Annotated in this window: 16 protein-coding genes; 14 read left to right on the top strand and 2 right to left on the bottom strand. The window is 70.5% G+C overall.

Annotated features, from left to right (window positions below):
* Positions 1–91 precede the first annotated feature (91 nt).
* Positions 92–592, bottom strand: coding sequence for a transcriptional regulator BldD (gene bldD, locus ABZS97_RS21815; RefSeq protein ID WP_067366005.1), 501 nt, complete (start codon positions 590–592; stop codon positions 92–94).
* Between the two features lie 244 nt (positions 593–836).
* Between bldD and pyrR the strand changes: the two genes are divergently transcribed.
* The 14 genes from pyrR to ABZS97_RS21745 all read left to right on the top strand — a co-directional run bounded on the left by pyrR (position 837) and on the right by ABZS97_RS21745 (position 17,509).
* Positions 837–1,424, top strand: a complete 588-nt coding sequence (gene pyrR, locus ABZS97_RS21810) for a bifunctional pyr operon transcriptional regulator/uracil phosphoribosyltransferase PyrR (RefSeq protein ID WP_356139949.1) — start codon at positions 837–839, stop codon at positions 1,422–1,424.
* Positions 1,425–1,510: 86 nt separating this feature from the next.
* Positions 1,511–2,488 carry an aspartate carbamoyltransferase catalytic subunit gene (locus ABZS97_RS21805; RefSeq protein WP_356139948.1) on the top strand — a complete coding sequence of 326 codons (978 nt, stop codon included), beginning with the start codon at positions 1,511–1,513 and terminating at the stop codon, positions 2,486–2,488.
* A gap of 4 nt (positions 2,489–2,492) precedes the next feature.
* Complete coding sequence (locus ABZS97_RS21800) at positions 2,493–3,779, top strand: dihydroorotase (RefSeq protein ID WP_356139947.1); 1,287 nt, start codon at positions 2,493–2,495, stop codon at positions 3,777–3,779.
* Positions 3,776–4,402 carry a hypothetical protein gene (locus ABZS97_RS21795; RefSeq protein ID WP_356139946.1) on the top strand — a complete coding sequence of 209 codons (627 nt, stop codon included), beginning with the start codon at positions 3,776–3,778 and terminating at the stop codon, positions 4,400–4,402. Before ABZS97_RS21800 ends, ABZS97_RS21795 begins: the two co-directional genes overlap by 4 nt.
* Positions 4,402–5,559: a glutamine-hydrolyzing carbamoyl-phosphate synthase small subunit gene (carA, locus tag ABZS97_RS21790; protein WP_356139951.1), complete on the top strand. Its 1,158-nt coding sequence runs from the start codon at positions 4,402–4,404 to the stop codon at positions 5,557–5,559. The genes ABZS97_RS21795 and carA overlap by 1 nt, the downstream gene beginning before the upstream one ends.
* Positions 5,552–8,860 carry a carbamoyl-phosphate synthase large subunit gene (gene carB / locus ABZS97_RS21785; RefSeq protein WP_356139945.1) on the top strand — a complete coding sequence of 1,103 codons (3,309 nt, stop codon included), beginning with the start codon at positions 5,552–5,554 and terminating at the stop codon, positions 8,858–8,860. Before carA ends, carB begins: the two co-directional genes overlap by 8 nt.
* Positions 8,861–8,941: 81 nt before the next feature.
* Complete coding sequence (locus tag ABZS97_RS21780) at positions 8,942–10,051, top strand: quinone-dependent dihydroorotate dehydrogenase (protein WP_356139944.1); 1,110 nt, start codon at positions 8,942–8,944, stop codon at positions 10,049–10,051.
* Positions 10,048–10,893, top strand: a complete 846-nt coding sequence (gene pyrF / locus ABZS97_RS21775) for an orotidine-5'-phosphate decarboxylase (RefSeq protein WP_356139943.1) — start codon at positions 10,048–10,050, stop codon at positions 10,891–10,893. Before ABZS97_RS21780 ends, pyrF begins: the two co-directional genes overlap by 4 nt.
* Positions 10,894–11,239: 346 nt before the next feature.
* A complete protein-coding gene (locus ABZS97_RS21770) occupies positions 11,240–11,563 on the top strand; it encodes an integration host factor (RefSeq protein ID WP_026246651.1) in 324 nt (107 codons plus the stop codon).
* Between the two features lie 37 nt (positions 11,564–11,600).
* Entirely contained in the window at positions 11,601–12,158 is a 558-nt protein-coding gene (gene gmk / locus ABZS97_RS21765) for a guanylate kinase (protein WP_356139942.1), read from the top strand.
* Positions 12,159–12,196: 38 nt separating this feature from the next.
* Positions 12,197–12,469, top strand: a complete 273-nt coding sequence (gene rpoZ, locus ABZS97_RS21760) for a DNA-directed RNA polymerase subunit omega (protein WP_003982715.1) — start codon at positions 12,197–12,199, stop codon at positions 12,467–12,469.
* A gap of 93 nt (positions 12,470–12,562) precedes the next feature.
* Positions 12,563–13,765: a bifunctional phosphopantothenoylcysteine decarboxylase/phosphopantothenate--cysteine ligase CoaBC gene (coaBC, locus tag ABZS97_RS21755; protein WP_356139941.1), complete on the top strand. Its 1,203-nt coding sequence runs from the start codon at positions 12,563–12,565 to the stop codon at positions 13,763–13,765.
* Between the two features lie 239 nt (positions 13,766–14,004).
* Positions 14,005–15,213 carry a methionine adenosyltransferase gene (gene metK / locus ABZS97_RS21750; RefSeq protein WP_356139940.1) on the top strand — a complete coding sequence of 403 codons (1,209 nt, stop codon included), beginning with the start codon at positions 14,005–14,007 and terminating at the stop codon, positions 15,211–15,213.
* A gap of 148 nt (positions 15,214–15,361) precedes the next feature.
* A complete protein-coding gene (locus ABZS97_RS21745; RefSeq protein WP_356139939.1) occupies positions 15,362–17,509 on the top strand; it encodes a primosomal protein N' in 2,148 nt (715 codons plus the stop codon).
* Between the two features lie 96 nt (positions 17,510–17,605).
* Here the strand turns inward: ABZS97_RS21745 and ABZS97_RS21740 are convergent, their stop codons facing one another.
* Positions 17,606–18,148: a hypothetical protein gene (locus ABZS97_RS21740; protein ID WP_356139938.1), complete on the bottom strand. Its 543-nt coding sequence runs from the start codon at positions 18,146–18,148 to the stop codon at positions 17,606–17,608.
* Between the last annotated feature and the right edge of the window lie 268 nt (positions 18,149–18,416).

Below are 18,416 nucleotides of genomic sequence, written 5' to 3'. Positions count from 1 at the left end.
TCGCATACAAGATCTGGTCTGTCTGGCTTTCGAAGGCTTCGTTGCTGCTGACGGTGGCCGCGCATACCTAGTTGCTGAGCCGGCCCCTGGGTCAGCCCTCGTCGTGCGAGACGGCGCGGCGCGCATCCGCGTCCAGCACGCCCCAGCTGATCAGCTGCTCGGTGAGGACCGAGGGCGACTGGTCGTAGATGACCGCGAGTGTGCGCAGGTCGTCCTGGCGGATCGACAGCACCTTGCCGTTGTAGTCACCGCGCTGGGACTGGATCGTCGCCGCGTAGCGCTGGAGGGGGCCTGCCTTCTCGGCCGGCACATGGGCCAGCCGCTCAAGGTCCAGGACCAGCTTCGGCGGCGGCTCGGCGGCCCCGCCCGGCGTGGTGCCCGGCAGCAGTTCCTGTACGGGAACCCCATAGAAATCCGCCAGCTCGGCAAGTCGCTGTACGGTGACGGCGCGGTCGCCGCGCTCGTACGAACCGACCACGACCGCCTTCCAGCGTCCCTGGGACTTCTCCTCGACGCCGTGGAGGGAAAGGCCCTGCTGGGTGCGGATGGCCCGGAGCTTGGCCCCGAGCTGTTTGGCGTATTCGCTGGACATATAGCTCCCCGGACACTGGAACATTTGCGGCACAGCCGCGTGGCTGGTAACTCACTGTGAGGTTACGCAGCGTTACTCTTCCCCGTCAAGCCGAATGGTCCGGACCGACCCTTCCGTGGGAGTCGCGCGTGCCCTGGGACCAGGCGGGTGATCAGGGACGTTGTCGGGCTGGTACCGTGGATGGCGCAATTCCGACGTCCTTTAATGATCCGTCCCGTGAGGCGGAGAAGGAGGTCCGTTTTTTATGGACTCAGAGCAGGACAAGCAGCAGTACGAAGCCGATGCGCGGCCCGTTCTCGAAGGCCCCGACATCGCGCGGGTGCTGACCCGCATCGCCCACGAGATCGTCGAGCGCGCCAAGGGCGCCGACGACGTGGTGCTCCTCGGCATTCCGACCCGAGGCGTCTTCCTGGCCCGCAGGCTGGCCGACAAGCTCGAAGAGATCACCGACCGCAAGATCCCGGTCGGCTCCCTCGACATCACCATGTACCGCGACGACCTGCGCATGCACCCGCCGCGTGCGCTGGCCCGCACCGAGATCCCCGGTGACGGCATCGACGGCCGGCTGGTCGTCCTCGTCGACGACGTGCTCTTCTCGGGCCGCACCATCCGCGCCGCGCTCGACGCGCTCAACGACATCGGACGCCCGCGCGCCGTGCAGCTCGCGGTCCTCGTCGACCGGGGCCACCGCGAACTGCCCATCCGCGCCGACTACGTCGGCAAGAACCTCCCCACGTCGTTGCGGGAGACGGTCAAGGTCCAGCTCGCCGAGGAGGACGGTCGCGACACCGTGCTGCTCGGTGCGAAGCGGACCTCCCCGGGCGAGCAGTAACCACCCGAAGGCGTACGTCTCCGCCGTACGCCCCTGCGCGCCCGTATGCCCGAAACCTCCCTGAACTGCCTTACGGAGCCTGACAGATGCAGCGTCATCTCATCTCGGCCGCCGACCTCACCCGCGACGACGCCGTCCTCATCCTCGACACCGCCGAGGAAATGGCCCGGGTCGCCGACCGGCCGATCAAGAAGCTGCCGACCCTGCGCGGCCGCACCGTCGTCAACCTCTTCTTCGAGGACTCCACTCGCACCCGGATCTCCTTCGAAGCCGCCGAGAAGCGCCTCTCCGCGGACGTCATCAACTTCACCGCCAAGGGCTCCTCGGTGTCGAAGGGCGAGTCCCTGAAGGACACCGCCCAGACCCTCGAAGCCATGGGCGTCGACGCCGTCGTCATCCGGCACGGCGCCTCCGGAGCCCCGTACCGGCTCGCCACCTCCGACTGGATCGACGCCGCCGTCATCAACGCGGGCGACGGCACCCACCAGCACCCCACGCAGGCCCTGCTCGACGCCTTCACCATGCGCCGCCGCCTCGTCGGCCGGGACGCCGGGATCGGCCAGGACCTCGACGGCAAGCGCATCACGATCGTCGGCGACGTCCTGCACAGCCGCGTCGCCCGCTCCAACGTCGACCTGCTGCACACCCTCGGCGCGCAGGTCACGCTCGTCGCCCCGCCGACCCTGGTGCCCGTCGGCGTCGAGTCCTGGCCCTGCGAGATCTCCTACGACCTCGACAGCACGCTCTCCAAGTCCGACGCGGTGATGATGCTGCGCGTGCAGCGCGAGCGGATGAACGCGGCGTTCTTCCCGACCGAGCGCGAGTACTCGCGGCGCTACGGCCTGGACGGCGACCGCATGGCGAAGATGCCCGAGCACGCCATCGTGATGCACCCCGGCCCGATGGTGCGCGGCATGGAGATCACCGCCGAGGTCGCCGACTCGGATCGCTGCACCGTCGTCGAGCAGGTCGCCAACGGCGTCTCGATCCGGATGGCCGTCCTGTACCTGCTGCTCGGTGGCAACGAGCCCGCCGTCACCCACACCCGTACCGAGGAGAAGTAAGAACATGAGCAAGATCCTTATCCGTGGTGCGAAGGTGCTCGGCGGCGAGCCGCAGGACGTCCTGATCGACGGCGGCACGATCGCCGAGGTGGGCGCCGGGCTGTCCGCCGAGGGCGCCGAGGTCGTCGAGGCCGACGGCAAGGTGCTCCTCCCGGGCCTCGTCGACCTGCACACGCACCTGCGCGAGCCGGGGCGCGAGGACTCCGAGACCGTGCTGACCGGCACGCGCGCCGCCGCGAGCGGTGGCTACACCGCCGTGTTCGCCATGGCCAACACCTTCCCCGTCGCCGACACCGCCGGCGTGGTCGAGCAGGTCTACCGGCTCGGCCAGGAGCACGGCTACTGCGACGTACAGCCCATCGGCGCCGTCACCGTCGGCCTGGAGGGCAGGAAGCTCGCCGAGCTGGGCGCCATGCACGAGTCGGCGGCCGGCGTCACGGTCTTCTCGGACGACGGCAAGTGCGTGGACGACGCCGTGATCATGCGCAGGGCGCTGGAGTACGTGAAGGCCTTCGGCGGCGTCGTCGCCCAGCACGCGCAGGAGCCGCGGCTGACGGAGGGCGCCCAGATGAACGAGGGCGTCGTCTCCGCCGAACTGGGACTCGGCGGCTGGCCCGCGGTGGCCGAGGAATCGATCATCGCCCGGGACGTTCTGCTCGCCGAGCACGTCGGCTCCCGCGTCCACATCTGTCACCTCTCGACCGCCGGATCCGTCGAGATCGTGCGCTGGGCCAAGTCCCGCGGCATCGACGTGACGGCCGAGGTCACCCCGCACCACCTCCTGCTCACCGACGAGCTGGTGCGCTCCTACAACCCGGTCTACAAGGTCAACCCGCCGCTGCGCACCGAGCGCGACGTCATGGCCCTGCGCGAGGCGCTCGCCGACGGCACCATCGACATCGTCGCCACCGACCACGCCCCGCACCCGCACGAGGACAAGGACTGCGAGTGGGCCGCCGCCGCCATGGGCATGGTGGGCCTCGAAACCGCGCTGTCCGTCGTCCAGCAGACGATGGTCGAGACCGGCCTGCTCGACTGGGCCGGTGTCGCCGACCGGATGTCCGTCAAGCCCGCGCGGATCGGCGGAGCCACGGGCCACGGCCGCCCCGTCTCGGTTGGTGAGCCCGCCAACCTCGTGCTGGTCGACACGGCATACCGTGGGGCCGTGGACCCCGCGGGCTTCGCCTCGCGCAGCCGCAACACCCCCTACGAGGGCCGTGAGCTGCCGGGCCGTGTCACGCACACGTGGCTGCGGGGCAAGGCCACGCTCGTCGACGGGAAGCTCGCGTGACATCACTGCATCTGACGTACCTCGCCGCGGAACAGAAGTCGGCGGAGGTGACGGACTGGTCGGCGCGCATCGGTTGGCTGGTCGGCCTCGCTCTGTTCATCGCGCTCGTCTACTGGCTGATGCGCGAGGGCTGGAAGTGGCGGGGCACGCTCCAGAGCGACCTGCCCGAGCTGCCCGCCCGCCCGTCGCCCACCACCACCCTCAACGGAGGCGGCAAGCCGCCGCTGTCTGGAATGCCGTCCGAGCCCGGTGCGGCGAAACTGACGATGAGCGGCCGCTACCACGGCTCCACCACCGCCGGGCAGTGGCTCGACCGCATCGTGGCGCACGGCCTGGGCACCCGCAGCCGGGCCGAGCTCACGCTGACGGACGCGGGTCTGGACGTCGTACGCCCCGGGGCGAGCGACTTCTTCATCCCGGCCGAGGCACTGCGCGAGGCCCTGCTCGGCAAGGGCATCGCCGGGAAGGTTCTCAGCGAGGGCGGCCTGCTGGTCGTCACCTGGGAGCACGGCGACAAGCTGATCGACTCCGGGTTCCGCTCCGACCGGGCGGCCGAGCACAACGAATGGGTCGACACCCTGAACAGCATGATCAACAAGGTCAACACGACGGAAGGCGCATGATGACGACCTCCACCAGGGGAGCCGTGAAGACTCCCGCCGTACTCGTCCTGGAGGACGGCCGGACCTTCCGCGGCCGCGCCTACGGGGCCGTGGGGGTGACCTTCGGCGAAGCGGTGTTCTCCACCGGCATGACCGGCTACCAGGAGACCCTCACCGACCCGTCGTACCACCGCCAGGTCGTCGTGATGACCGCACCGCACGTCGGCAACACCGGCGTCAACGACGAGGACCCCGAGTCGCAGCGCATCTGGGTCGCCGGATACGTCGTACGCGACCCCGCGCGCGTGCCCTCCAACTGGCGCTCGCGCCGCTCCCTCGACGAGGAGCTGGCCAAGCAGGGCGTCGTCGGGATCTCCGGCATCGACACCCGCGCCCTCACCCGCCACCTGCGCGAGCGCGGCGCCATGCGCGTCGGCATCTTCTCCGGCAACGCGCTGCCCGACGAGGGCACCATGCTCGCCGAGGTGCGCCAGGCGCCCGAGATGAAGGGCGCGAACCTCGCCGCCGAGGTCGCCACCAAGGAGACGTACGTCGTCCCCGCGATCGGCGAGAAGAAGTTCACCGTCGCGGCCGTCGACCTGGGCATCAAGGGCATGACCCCGCACCGGATGGCCGAGCGCGGCATCGAGGTGCATGTGCTGCCCGCCACGGCGACCGTCGAGGACATCTACGCCGTCAACCCGGACGGCGTGTTCTTCTCCAACGGTCCCGGCGACCCGGCCACCGCCGACCACGCCGTCTCGGTCATGCGGGGGGTGCTGGAGCGCAGGACCCCGCTCTTCGGCATCTGCTTCGGCAACCAGATCCTCGGTCGCGCCCTGGGCTTCGGCACCTACAAGCTGAAGTACGGCCACCGCGGCATCAACCAGCCGGTGCAGGACCGTACGACCGGCAAGGTCGAGGTCACCGCGCACAACCACGGCTTCGCCGTCGACGCCCCGCTCGACAAGGTGTCCGAGACCCCCTACGGCCGCGCCGAGGTCTCGCACGTCTGTCTGAACGACCAGGTCGTCGAGGGCCTCCAGCTCCTCGACCAGCCGGCCTTCAGCGTCCAGTACCACCCCGAGGCGGCAGCGGGCCCGCACGACGCCGCCTACCTGTTCGACCGCTTCACGTCTTTGATGAGCACCGTCCCGATGGAGGGCCAGCGTGCCTAAGCGCACCGATATCCAGTCCGTCCTGGTCATCGGCTCCGGCCCGATCGTCATCGGCCAGGCCGCCGAGTTCGACTACTCCGGAACCCAGGCCTGCCGCATCCTGCGCGCCGAGGGACTCAGGGTCATCCTGGTCAACTCCAACCCGGCGACGATCATGACCGACCCGGAGATCGCCGACGCGACCTACGTCGAGCCGATCACCCCGGAGTTCGTCGAGAAGATCATCGCCAAGGAGCGCCCCGACGCGCTGCTGCCCACCCTGGGCGGTCAGACCGCGCTCAACACCGCCATCTCCATGCACGAACAGGGTGTACTGGAGAAGTACGGCGTCGAGCTGATCGGCGCCAACGTCGAGGCGATCAACAAGGGCGAGGACCGCGACCTCTTCAAGGGCGTCGTCGAGGCCGTCCGCGCGAAGATCGGCCACGGCGAGTCCGCCCGCTCGGTCATCTGCCACTCCATGGACGACGTCCTCGGGGGCGTCGAGACGCTCGGCGGGTACCCCGTCGTCGTCCGCCCCTCCTTCACCATGGGCGGCGCCGGTTCCGGCTTCGCGCACGACGAGGAGGAACTGCGCCGCATCGCCGGACAGGGGCTCACGCTCTCCCCGACCACCGAGGTGCTCCTGGAGGAGTCCATCCTCGGCTGGAAGGAGTACGAGCTGGAGCTGATGCGCGACAAGAACGACAACGTCGTGGTCGTCTGCTCCATCGAGAACTTCGACCCGATGGGCGTCCACACCGGCGACTCCATCACCGTCGCGCCCTCGATGACGCTGACCGACCGCGAGTACCAGCGGCTGCGTGACATCGGCATCGCGATCATCCGCGAGGTCGGCGTCGACACCGGTGGCTGCAACATCCAGTTCGCGATCAACCCCGAAGACGGCCGCGTCATCGTCATCGAGATGAACCCGCGCGTGTCGCGTTCCTCGGCTCTCGCCTCGAAGGCAACCGGTTTCCCGATCGCCAAGATCGCCGCCAAGCTCGCCGTCGGCTACACCCTCGACGAGATCCCGAACGACATCACGGAGAAGACCCCGGCGTCGTTCGAGCCGACCCTCGACTACGTGGTCGTGAAGGCCCCGCGCTTCGCCTTCGAGAAGTTCCCCTCCGCCGACTCCACGCTGACCACGACCATGAAGTCGGTCGGCGAGGCCATGGCGATCGGCCGCAACTTCACCGAGGCGCTGCAGAAGGCGCTGCGCTCCCTGGAGAAGAAGGGCAGCCAGTTCACTTTCGTCGGCGAGCCCGGCGACAAGAAGCAGCTCCTCGAAGAGGCCGTCCGGCCGACCGACGGGCGCATCAACTCCGTCATGCAGGCCATCCGCGCGGGCGCCACGCCCGAGGAGGTCTTCGAGGCGACGAAGATCGACCCGTGGTTCGTCGACCAGCTGTTCCTGATCAAGGAGATCGCGGACGAGCTCGCCGCGGCAGAGCGGCTGGATGTCGAACTCCTTGAGGAGGCCAAGCGGCACGGCTTCTCCGACGTCCAGATCGCCGACATCCGCGGACTGCGCGAGGACGTCGTGCGCGAGGTCCGGCACGCGCTGGGCATCCGCCCGGTCTACAAGACGGTCGACACCTGCGCCGCGGAGTTCGCGGCGAAGACGCCGTACTTCTACTCGTCCTACGACGAGGAGACCGAGGTCGCCCCGCGCGAGAAGCCCGCGGTGATCATCCTGGGTTCCGGCCCGAACCGCATCGGCCAGGGCATCGAGTTCGACTACTCCTGCGTCCACGCCTCCTTCGCGTTGAGCGACGCGGGCTACGAGACCGTGATGGTCAACTGCAACCCGGAGACCGTCTCCACGGACTACGACACCTCCGACCGCCTGTACTTCGAGCCGCTCACGCTGGAGGACGTGCTCGAGATCGTCCACGCGGAGACGCTGGCCGGCCCCGTCGCGGGCGTGGTCGTCCAGCTCGGCGGCCAGACCCCGCTGGGCCTGTCGCAGGCGCTCAAGGACAACGGCGTACCGGTCGTGGGCACGTCTCCCGAGGCGATCCACGCCGCCGAGGACCGGGGCGCCTTCGGACAGGTGCTCGCGGAGGCGGGTCTCCCGGCCCCCAAGCACGGCACCGCGACCACCTTCGCGGGCGCCAAGGCCATCGCCGACGAGATCGGCTACCCGGTCCTCGTCCGGCCGTCGTACGTCCTCGGCGGCCGCGGCATGGAGATCGTGTACGACGAGTCCCGTCTGGAGTCGTACATCGCCGAGTCGACCGAGATCAGCCCCTCCCGGCCGGTCCTGGTCGACCGTTTCCTCGACGACGCCATCGAGATCGACGTCGACGCCCTCTACGACGGCGAGGAGCTCTTCCTCGGCGGCGTCATGGAGCACATCGAGGAGGCCGGCATCCACTCCGGCGACTCGGCGTGCGCGCTGCCGCCGATCACCCTCGGCGGGTTCGACATCAAGCGGCTGCGGGCCTCCACGGAGGCCATCGCCCGCGGCGTCGGCGTCCGCGGACTGATCAACATCCAGTTCGCGCTGGCCGGGGACATCCTGTACGTCCTCGAAGCCAACCCGCGTGCCTCGCGCACCGTCCCCTTCACCTCGAAGGCGACCGCGGTGCCGCTGGCGAAGGCCGCCGCCCGCATCTCGCTCGGAACGACCATCGCAGAACTGCGCGCCGAGGGCCTGCTCCCGGCGAACGGCGACGGCGGCACCCTGCCGCTCGACGCGCCGATCTCCGTCAAGGAGGCCGTCATGCCGTGGTCGCGCTTCCGCGACATCCACGGGCGCGGCGTCGACACCGTCCTCGGTCCGGAGATGCGCTCCACCGGCGAGGTCATGGGCATCGACTCCGTGTTCGGCACGGCGTACGCCAAGTCGCAGGCGGGGGCGTACGGGCCGCTGCCGACCAAGGGCCGCGCCTTCATCTCGGTCGCCAACCGTGACAAGCGCTCGATGATCTTCCCGGCGCGCGAACTGGTCGCCCACGGGTTCGAGCTGCTCGCCACGTCCGGCACGGCCGAGGTGCTCAAGCGCAACGGCATCAACGCCACGGTCGTGCGCAAGCAGAGCGAGGGTGAGGGGCCGAACGGCGAGAAGACCATCGTCCAGCTCATCCACGACGGCGATGTCGACCTCATCGTCAACACGCCGTACGGCACGGGTGGCCGCCTCGACGGCTACGAGATCCGCACGGCGGCCGTCGCGCGGTCCGTGCCGTGCCTGACCACGGTCCAGGCGCTCGCCGCCGCCGTCCAGGGCATCGACGCGCTCAACCGCGGCGACGTGGGCGTGCGCTCACTGCAGGAACACGCCGAGCATCTGATCGCGGCCCGCGACTAGCAGCCCTGAGGGGGACACCGGAAACGGTGTCCCCCTCTTCATGAGGCCTCTTTTCATACGGCTTCTTTGAGGACATTGATCATGTACAAGCTCTTCTTCAACGTCGTCTTCAAGCGGATGGACCCGGAGCGGGCGCACCACCTCGCCTTCCGCTGGATCCGGCTCGCCGCCCGCGTCCCCGTGCTGCGGACGTTCGTCGCCGCCGCGCTCGCGCCGCGCCACAAGGAGCTGCGCACCGAGGCCTTCGGGCTGCGGATGCACGGCCCGTTCGGGCTCGCGGCCGGGTTCGACAAGAACGCCGTGGCGATCGACGGGATGTCGATGCTGGGCTTCGACCACATCGAGATCGGCACCGTCACGGGCGAGCCGCAGCCCGGCAACCCCAAGAAGCGCCTGTTCCGCCTCGTGGCGGACCGCGCGCTGATCAACCGCATGGGATTCAACAACGAGGGTTCGGAGGCCGTGGCGGCCCGCCTGGCGGCTCGTGAGGCGGTCTTCACGACCGTCGTGGGCGTCAACATCGGCAAGACCAAGGTCGTCCCCGAGGACGAGGCCGTCGGCGACTACGTGAAGTCGACCGAGCGCCTGGCCCGGCACGCCGACTACCTCGTGGTCAACGTCAGCTCGCCCAACACACCCGGCCTGCGCAATCTCCAGGCCACCGAGGCGCTGCGCCCGCTGCTGAGCGCTGTTCGCGAGGCAGCCGACCGTGCCGTCACCGACCGCCGTGTCCCGCTCCTGGTCAAGATCGCGCCCGACCTCGCCGACGAGGACATCGACGCGGTCGCCGACCTCGCCGTCGAACTCGGCCTGGACGGGATCATCGCCACGAACACCACCATCGCGCGCGAGGGGCTCGGCCTGAAGTCCGCGCCCTCGCTGGTCAAGGAGACCGGCGGCCTCTCCGGCGCGCCGCTGAAATCCCGCTCCCTGGAGGTCCTGCGCCGCCTCTACGCGCGCGTGGGCGACCGGATCACCCTGGTGGGCGTCGGCGGCATCGAGAACGCCGAGGACGCCTGGCAGCGCATCCTCGCCGGCGCCACGCTGGTGCAGGGCTACAGCGCCTTCATCTACGAGGGCCCCTTCTGGGCCCGCGCCCTTCACAAGGGTCTTGCCGCGCGCCTGCGCACGAGCCCGTACGCCACCCTCGCCGACGCGGTCGGCGCCGATGTGAGGAAGCCGACGTCATGAGTGTTCTGGAATCCTTCGGCGCCCGGCTGCGCCGCTCCATGGACGAGCGCGGGCCCCTGTGCGTCGGCATCGACCCGCACGCCTCCCTGCTCGCCGCCTGGGGCCTGAACGACGACATCGCGGGCCTGGAACGCTTCAGCCGCACGGTCGTCGAGGCCATGGCCGACCGGGTCGCCGTCCTCAAGCCGCAGAGCGCGTTCTTCGAGCGCTTCGGATCGCGGGGCATCGCCGTCCTGGAGAAGTCGGTCGAGGAGGCGCGGGCGGCCGGGGCCCTGGTCGTCATGGACGCCAAGCGCGGCGACATCGGCTCGACCATGGCCGCGTACGCGGAGACCTTCCTGCACAAGGACGCGCCGCTGTTCTCGGACGCGCTCACCGTGTCGCCGTACCTCGGCTACGGCTCGCTGAAGCCCGCCGTGGACCTGGCGCGCGAGAGCGGCGCGGGCCTGTTCGTGCTGGCGCTGACCTCCAACCCGGAGGGCGGCGAGGTGCAGCACGCGCTGCGCACGGACGGCCGCAACGTCGGGGCGACCATGCTGGGCCACCTCGCCGCCGAAAACGCGGGAGAGACGCCCCTGGGGTCCTTCGGCGCGGTCGTCGGTGCCACGCTCGGCGACCTGTCCTCCTACGACCTGGACATCAACGGCCCGCTCCTCGCGCCCGGCATCGGCGCGCAGGGCGCCACGCCGGCCGATCTCCCGGGGGTCTTCGGCGCGGCGGTGCGCAACGTCGTGCCGAACGTGAGCCGAGGTGTCCTGCGGCACGGACCCGACGTCGTCGCGCTGCGTGCGTCCGCGGACCGCTTCGCGGAGGAGGTCAGGACCGCCGTGGCGGCCGCCTGAGACCTCCACGGAGACCGTCCGAACCCCTTGGCGGTCGTTCGGGAGCTGTTCGAGAGTCCTCCGATGAGTGCCTCCGAAGTGGCTTGAGTCTGAATACATCCTCAAATCCGGGGCAGTATGTCAGAAATGTCCGGCTCCAGGGAGGCTGACCAGGACTTTTCCGCTGTTCTCGCTGACTCTGGCGCACTTGCCCGCTAGTCTCCGTCGAGTGGGGGCGCCTCCCACGCCCTTAACGCAGTGGGGGAGAACGGGCAAGCGTGTGTTGCTCGTGGCTCCCCAGGTGTGGGGCGACTAGGTTCCTCACCGGTCCGTATCCGACAAGTTCGACATCCGAGGTGACGTAGGCGTGGCTCTTCCGCCCCTTACCCCTGAACAGCGCGCAGCCGCGCTCGAAAAGGCCGCCGCGGCTCGCCGGGAGCGGGCCGAGGTCAAGAATCGACTCAAGCACTCCGGCGCCTCCCTTCACGAGGTCATCAAGCAGGGTCAGGAGAACGACGTCATCGGCAAGATGAAGGTCTCCGCTCTCCTGGAGTCCCTGCCGGGCGTGGGCAAGGTCCGCGCCAAGCAGATCATGGAGCGACTGGGTATCTCCGAGAGCCGTCGTGTACGCGGCCTCGGTTCGAACCAGATCGCCTCCTTGGAGCGTGAGTTCGGCAGCACCGGCGCCTGAGTCCTGGGCATCCGGTATTTGCTGGAATAATCGCTGCATGAGTGAACGTCCGCGGCTGACCGTGCTCTCCGGCCCCTCAGGGGTCGGCAAGAGCACGGTCGTCGCTCATATGCGCAAGGAACACCCCGAGGTCTGGCTCTCGGTGTCGGCGACGACCCGCAAGCCTCGCCCCGGTGAGAAGCACGGAGTCCACTACTTCTTCGTCAGTGACGAGGAGATGGACAAGCTGATCGCCAACGGCGAGCTGCTGGAGTGGGCCGAATTCGCCGGCAACCGTTACGGGACGCCGCGCGCGGCCGTGCTGGAGCGGCTGGAGCGCGGTGAGCCGGTGCTCCTGGAGATCGACCTCCAGGGCGCGAGGCTGGTCCGCGACTCCATGCCCGAGGCCCAGCTCGTGTTCCTGGCTCCGCCCTCCTGGGACGAGCTGGTGCGCAGGCTCACCGGGCGGGGCACCGAACCGCCCGAGGTGATCGAGCGCCGCCTGGACGCGGCCAAGGTCGAGCTGGCGGCCGAACCCGAGTTCGACACCACCCTGGTCAACACCTCCGTCGAGGACGTAGCGCGCGAGCTGCTAGCCTTGATGGCAGTTGTGTGATCGTTTTCGATCTCATCCCACCTTTCGGAAGGCAGAGCGTGTCCTCTTCCATCACCGCTCCCGAGGGCATCATCAACCCTCCGATCGACGAGCTCCTCGAGGCCACCGACTCGAAGTACAGCCTCGTGATCTACGCCGCCAAGCGCGCCCGTCAGATCAACGCGTACTACTCGCAGCTCGGCGAGGGCCTCCTCGAGTACGTCGGTCCGCTCGTCGACACCCACGTCCACGAGAAGCCGCTCTCGATCGCCCTGCGCGAGATCAACGCGGGTCTGCTGACGTCCGAGGCCGTCGAGGGCCCCGCGCAGTAGTCGTTCGTTCACGTCATGACAGGCCCGGCAGCGCGACTGCCGGGCCTGTGGTGTGTCATGGAGTCGTAGCTTCTACGAGTGTGGGGAGGCCCGGTGGGCAAGCCGAAGGTCGTGCTGGGAGTCAGCGGTGGCATCGCCGCGTACAAGGCGTGCGAGCTGCTGCGCAGACTGACGGAGTCGGGTCACGACGTCCGCGTGGTGCCGACGGACTCCGCACTGCACTTCGTCGGCGCCGCCACCTGGTCCGCGCTCTCCGGCAACCCCGTCTCCACCGAGGTCTGGGACGACGTGCACGAGGTCCCGCACGTCCGCATCGGCCAGCACGCCGACCTGGTGGTCGTGGCCCCGGCCACCGCCGACATGCTCGCCAAGGCCGCGCACGGCCTCGCCGACGACCTGCTCACCAACACCTTGCTCACCGCTCGCTGTCCGGTGGTCTTCGCTCCCGCCATGCACACCGAGATGTGGGAGCACCCGGCCACCCAGGAGAACGTGGCGACGCTGCGCCGCCGCGGTGCCGTCGTCATCGAGCCCGCCGTCGGCCGCCTGACCGGCGTCGACACGGGCAAGGGCCGGCTGCCCGATCCGGGGGAGATCTTCGAGGTCTGCCGCCGGGTGCTCGCGCGCGGCGCCGCCGAGCCGGACCTCGTCGGCCGGCACGTCGTCGTCAGCGCCGGCGGCACCCGCGAGCCGCTCGACCCGGTCCGCTTCCTCGGCAACCGCTCCTCCGGCAAGCAGGGCTACGCCCTCGCCCGTACGGCGGCTGCGCGCGGCGCCCGGGTCACCCTGATCGCGGCGAACACCGGGCTGCCGGACCCGGCCGGTGTGGACGTCGTCCAGGTCGGGACGGCCGTGCAGCTGCGCGAGGCGGTCCTGAAGGCGGCCCCGGACGCCGACGCCGTGGTGATGGCGGCGGCGGTGGCGGACTTCCGCCCGACGACGTACGCGGCCGGAAAGATCAAGAAGAAGGACGGTCAGGAGCCGGAGCCGATCGTCCTGGTCCGCAATCCGGACGTCCTCGCCGAGATCTCGGCGGACCGGGCCCGGGAGGGCCAGGTCGTCGTCGGATTCGCCGCCGAGACGGACGACGTCCTCGCCAACGGCCGTACGAAACTGGAGCGCAAGGGCTGCGATCTCCTCGTGGTGAACGAGGTGGGGGAGCGCAAGACCTTCGGTGCCGAGGAGAACGAGGCAGTGGTGCTGGGCGCCGACGGAAGCGAGACCCCGGTGCCGTACGGGCCCAAGGAAGCCCTGGCCGACACCGTGTGGGATCTGGTCGTGCCCCGCCTCCGCTGAAGGCCTCATCCGCCTCACGCGGCGCCACAACCGCGTGAAATCGGGCGTGGCGCCCCTGGCGGAGACCGATCGCGATTCGGCAGAATGCTGCGTGTCGCAGGTCACAGCGTTCCGAGAGGTGACATACGTGAGCCTGTCGGCGGGCGTGACCGATAAACTGTTCTCGGACGACGCCGGGCGCAGCTCCCGTCTCGTCCGCCAATGATCAGCCAGCAGCCGCTGCAACCACAGGGAGCGTTGTGTCCCGTCGCCTGTTCACCTCGGAGTCCGTGACCGAGGGTCACCCCGACAAGATCGCTGACCAGATCAGCGACACCATTCTCGATGCGCTTCTGCGTGAGGACCCGACGTCCCGGGTCGCCGTGGAGACGTTGATCACCACCGGCCTGGTGCACGTGGCCGGTGAGGTCACCACCAAGGCGTACGCGCCGATCGCACAGCTCGTGCGCGACAAGATCCTCGAGATCGGTTACGACTCCTCGAAGAAGGGCTTCGACGGCGCGTCCTGCGGCGTCTCCGTCTCCATCGGCTCGCAGTCCCCGGACATCGCGCAGGGTGTCGACACGGCGTACGAGAAGCGTGTCGAGGGCGACGAGGACGAGCTGGACAAGCAGGGCGCCGGCGACCAGGGCCTGATGTTCGGGTACGCGACGGACGAGACCCCGGAGCTGATGCCGCTCCCGATCCACCTCGCGCACCGCCTCGCGCGCCGCCTCTCCGAGGTCCGCAAGAACGGCACGATCCCCTACCTCCGCCCCGACGGCAAGACGCAGGTCACCATCGAGTACGACGGTGACAAGGCGGTCCGCCTCGACACGGTGGTGGTCTCCTCGCAGCACGCGAGCGACATCGACCTGGAGTCGCTGCTCGCCCCCGACATCCGCGAGTTCGTCGTCGAGCACGTGCTGGGGCAGCTCGTCGAGGACGGCATCAAGCTGGACACCGAGGGCTACCGCCTGCTGGTCAACCCGACCGGCCGCTTCGAGATCGGCGGCCCGATGGGTGACGCCGGCCTGACCGGCCGCAAGATCATCATCGACACGTACGGCGGCATGGCCCGCCACGGCGGCGGTGCCTTCTCCGGCAAGGACCCGTCCAAGGTCGACCGCTCCGCGGCGTACGCGATGCGCTGGGTCGCCAAGAACGTCGTCGCCGCGGGCCTCGCCTCCCGCTGCGAGGTCCAGGTCGCCTACGCCATCGGCAAGGCCGAGCCCGTCGGCCTGTTCGTCGAGACCTTCGGTACGGCCAAGGTCGACGCGGAGAAGATCGAGACCGCCATCTCCGAGGTCTTCGACCTCCGCCCGGCGGCCATCATCCGCGACCTCGACCTGCTCCGCCCGATCTACTCCCAGACCGCCGCGTACGGCCACTTCGGCCGCGAGCTGCCGGACTTCACCTGGGAGCGGACGGACCGGGTGGAGGCACTGCGCAAGGCCGCGGGCCTGTAGGGCTCAGCCGCACGGTACTTCGAGGCCCGGCTTCCCTTCGGGGGCGCCGGGCCCCGGTGTTTCACAGCGCCGTGGCGTGCCTTCGATCCGTCGGCGGCCGGCCCTCGCGGGGGCTTCGCTGTCAGTGCGGTCTGGTAGGAATGTTGCTGTGAGCAGCGCGGATGGGCGGGGTGAGGGTGGGGCGGAAGGTGCGCCGCCCGAGCAGCTTGCGTTGATTCGGGAGAGCGTGCGCAAGGCGAAGGAGCCGAGGGCGAAGCCGCGGACGTGGCGGGGGGCCGCGCTCGCGAAGCAACTGCCGGTCGCGCGGGTTCTCGTCGACAAGGGCGTGCTGCATCTTGATCGGTACTTCGACTACGCCGTGCCCGAGGAGCTCGACGCGGACGCGCAGCCGGGGGTGCGGGTGCGGGTGCGGTTCGGGGCCGGGCGGCATCGGGTGCGGGAGGGGCGGCGTGAGGGCGGCGGGCTGATCGACGGGTTTCTGGTGGAGCGGCTCGCCGAGTCCGACTACCCGGGGCCGCTGGCCGCCCTTGCCCAGGTCGTTTCCCCCGAGCCGGTGTTGAGCCAGGAGTTGCTGGGTCTCGCCCGGGCCGTCGCCGATCGGTATGCCGGGAGCCTTGCCGATGTGCTGCAGCTGGCCGTGCCGCCGCGGAACGCCCGGGCGGAGCAGCGGCCCTCGCCCGCACCGCTCCCGGCGCCCGCCGTGCCCGAGGCGGGGTCCTGGGCTCGCTACGAGCGGGGAGCCGCCTTCCTGGCAGCGCTGGCGGACGGAGGCGCGCCGCGGGCGGTGTGGAACGCCCTGCCCGGCCCCCAGTGGTGTGACGAGCTGGCTCGGGCTGTTGCGGCGACCCTTTCCTCCGGGAGGGGCGCGCTCGTCGTCGTACCCGATGGGCGGGTCGCCGCACGGGTCGACGCCGCGCTGACCGCCGTGCTGGGCGAGGGACGGCATGCGCTGCTGACCGCCGACGCCGGGCCCGAGAAGCGCTATCGGGAGTGGCTGGCGGTGCGCCGTGGCGCCGTGCGGGCCGTGGTCGGGACGCGGGCCGCGATGTTCGCGCCCGTTCAGGACCTCGGGCTGGTCGCCTTGTGGGACGACGGCGACGGCAGCCACAGCGAGCCGCACGCCCCGCAGCCGCATGCGAGGGATGTGCTGCTGCTGCGCGCCGCCCAGGACAAGTGCGCCTTCCTGCTGGGGAGTTGGAGCTGCACCGTCGAAGCGGCGCAGCTCGTCGAGAGCGGTTGGGCCCGGCCCCTGGTCGCCCTGCGGGAGCAGGTGCGGGCGGCCGCGCCGCTCGTGCGGACCGTGGGGGACGGGGATCTGGCGCGGGACGAGGCCGCCAGGGCCGCGCGGCTGCCCTCGCTCGCCTGGCAGGTCGTACGGGAGGGGCTGCGGCACGGGCCGGTGCTGGTGCAGGTGCCGCGGCGTGGGTACGTGCCGCGGATGGCCTGTGCGCAGTGCCGGGCGCCCGCCCGGTGCCGGCACTGCGCCGGGCCGTTGGAGGCGCACGACGCCGAGGCGCTGCGGTGTGCGTGGTGCGGGCGGGACGAGGCGGCCTGGCACTGCCCGGAGTGCGGCGGGTTCCGGCTGCGGGCGCAGATCGTGGGAGCGCGGCGGACCGCCGAGGAGCTGGGGCGGGCGTTTCCGGCCGTCCCGGTGCGGACGTCCGGGCGTGAACAGGTGCTGGACACCGTGTCGGATGTGCCCGCGCTCGTGGTGAGTACACCGGGCGCCGAACCCGTTGCCGAGGGCGGATACACGGCCGCGTTGCTGCTCGACGGCTGGGCCATGCTCGGGCGGCCCGATCTGCGGGCCGGCGAGGAGGCGCTGCGGCGGTGGATCGGGGTCGCGGCGCTCGTGCGTCCCCAGGCGGCCGGCGGCACCGTGGTCGTCGTCGCCGAGCCGACGCTGCGGCCCGTTCAGGCGCTGGTGCGGTGGGATCCGGTCGGGCATGCGGTACGGGAACTGGCCGAGCGGGCCGAGCTCGGGTTTCCGCCGGTATCGCGGATGGCGGCCGTGTCCGGGGCGCCGGAGGCTCTGGCCGGGTTTCTCGCCGCGGTCCAACTGCCCGGCGATGCCGAGGTGTTGGGGCCCGTGGCGCTGCCCGTCACGGATGCCGGGCGACCGCGCCGGGCGGGTGCGCCGCCCACGGGTGAGCACTGGGAGCGGGCGCTCATCCGGGTGCCGCCGGGCAGCGGTGCCGCGCTGGCGGCCGCGTTGAAGGCCGCTCAGGCGGCACGGATGGCGCGTGGGGGAGATGAGCCCGTACGGATTCGGATCGATCCGCCGGACATCGGGTGAGGGGCCTTGTGCGTGGGCCGGGTGCGCAGGGGTGGGTCCGGTGAGTCTGCCTCCAGGGTCGGCCCAGCGGCCCTGGGAGGCAGACGAGAGGGCGGGTCAGCCGTTGCGGGGACCAGGGAAAGCGGTGGGCCTCGGCTCCTCGCGGAGCGTCGGGCTGCCTGCCGTCGGCTGGGTCGGCATCGAGCGGGCCGCGGGAACCGTGGGTACCGCGGGAATGCCGGTGTTGACGGCGACCGTACGGCTGCCCAACGGCTCCGTAGCGCGCTCCGCCTCCGCGGCGGCCTGAGCGGCGGCCCGGCGCGCCCCGTAACGGCGGTGCACCGCCTGCTTGGTCACCCCGAGGGCGGAGCCCACCGCGTCCCACGAGAAACCCAGTGAACGGTCGAAGTCCACGGCGGCCGTGACCAGGGTCTCGACACTGTCCCGCAGCTCCTGGGCGAGGCGGACCGTCGGGGCGGGGGCGCGTCCGTAGACGACGAAGCCCGTGGACGGGCCGGAGCGGCGCGGGCGGTAGACGTTGCCCAACTGGGCGGTGAGCGTGCGCAGTGCGTCCACCTGCCGGCGGACCCGCTCGATGTCCCGCACCAGCAAGTGCAGGCTGGCCCGAGCCTGGGCGTCGTGGGTTGCGTGGTCGGCCATGAACAAGCCTCTCGAACCGGCGTTGAAAAGGATCGGGCCGCGATTGCGGCCCGTTGTGGTCAACTCTTTCTTGACCAACGCATTTCCGGGTGAGTGGTCACGCTGGAGGGGCGTAAGGGCATATGCACGGGGCGCGCGGCGTTGCGTACGCCCCCGGCGGGGCAGGCGTGTTCGAGCCCCGGCCTTCGGCCGGCCCCGGTGTTTTCGCACCGCACCGCCCGTGCGGCCCGAGGCCCACCGGTTCCTCGACGCCCCCGCCCCATAGACT

It is taken from the genome of Streptomyces sp. NPDC005485, assembly GCF_040606085.1.
In the GTDB taxonomy this organism is placed as follows: Bacteria; Actinomycetota; Actinomycetes; order Streptomycetales; family Streptomycetaceae; genus Streptomyces.
This window is presented reverse-complemented; position numbering and strand designations above follow the sequence as displayed.

Bases quoted from the DNA above. Each gene is read 5' to 3' on its own strand.
- pyrR (WP_356139949.1), top strand. From the start codon at position 837: ATGGACTCAGAGCAGGACAAGCAGCAGTACGAAGCCGATGCGCGGCCC.
- bldD (WP_067366005.1), bottom strand. From the start codon at position 592: ATGTCCAGCGAATACGCCAAACAGCTCGGGGCCAAGCTCCGGGCCATC.
- gmk (WP_356139942.1), top strand. From the start codon at position 11,601: ATGAGTGAACGTCCGCGGCTGACCGTGCTCTCCGGCCCCTCAGGGGTC.
- ABZS97_RS21780 (WP_356139944.1), top strand. From the start codon at position 8,942: ATGTACAAGCTCTTCTTCAACGTCGTCTTCAAGCGGATGGACCCGGAG.
- ABZS97_RS21800 (WP_356139947.1), top strand. From the start codon at position 2,493: ATGAGCAAGATCCTTATCCGTGGTGCGAAGGTGCTCGGCGGCGAGCCG.
- ABZS97_RS21740 (WP_356139938.1), bottom strand. From the start codon at position 18,148: ATGGCCGACCACGCAACCCACGACGCCCAGGCTCGGGCCAGCCTGCAC.
- pyrF (WP_356139943.1), top strand. From the start codon at position 10,048: ATGAGTGTTCTGGAATCCTTCGGCGCCCGGCTGCGCCGCTCCATGGAC.
- carA (WP_356139951.1), top strand. From the start codon at position 4,402: ATGACGACCTCCACCAGGGGAGCCGTGAAGACTCCCGCCGTACTCGTC.
- ABZS97_RS21805 (WP_356139948.1), top strand. From the start codon at position 1,511: ATGCAGCGTCATCTCATCTCGGCCGCCGACCTCACCCGCGACGACGCC.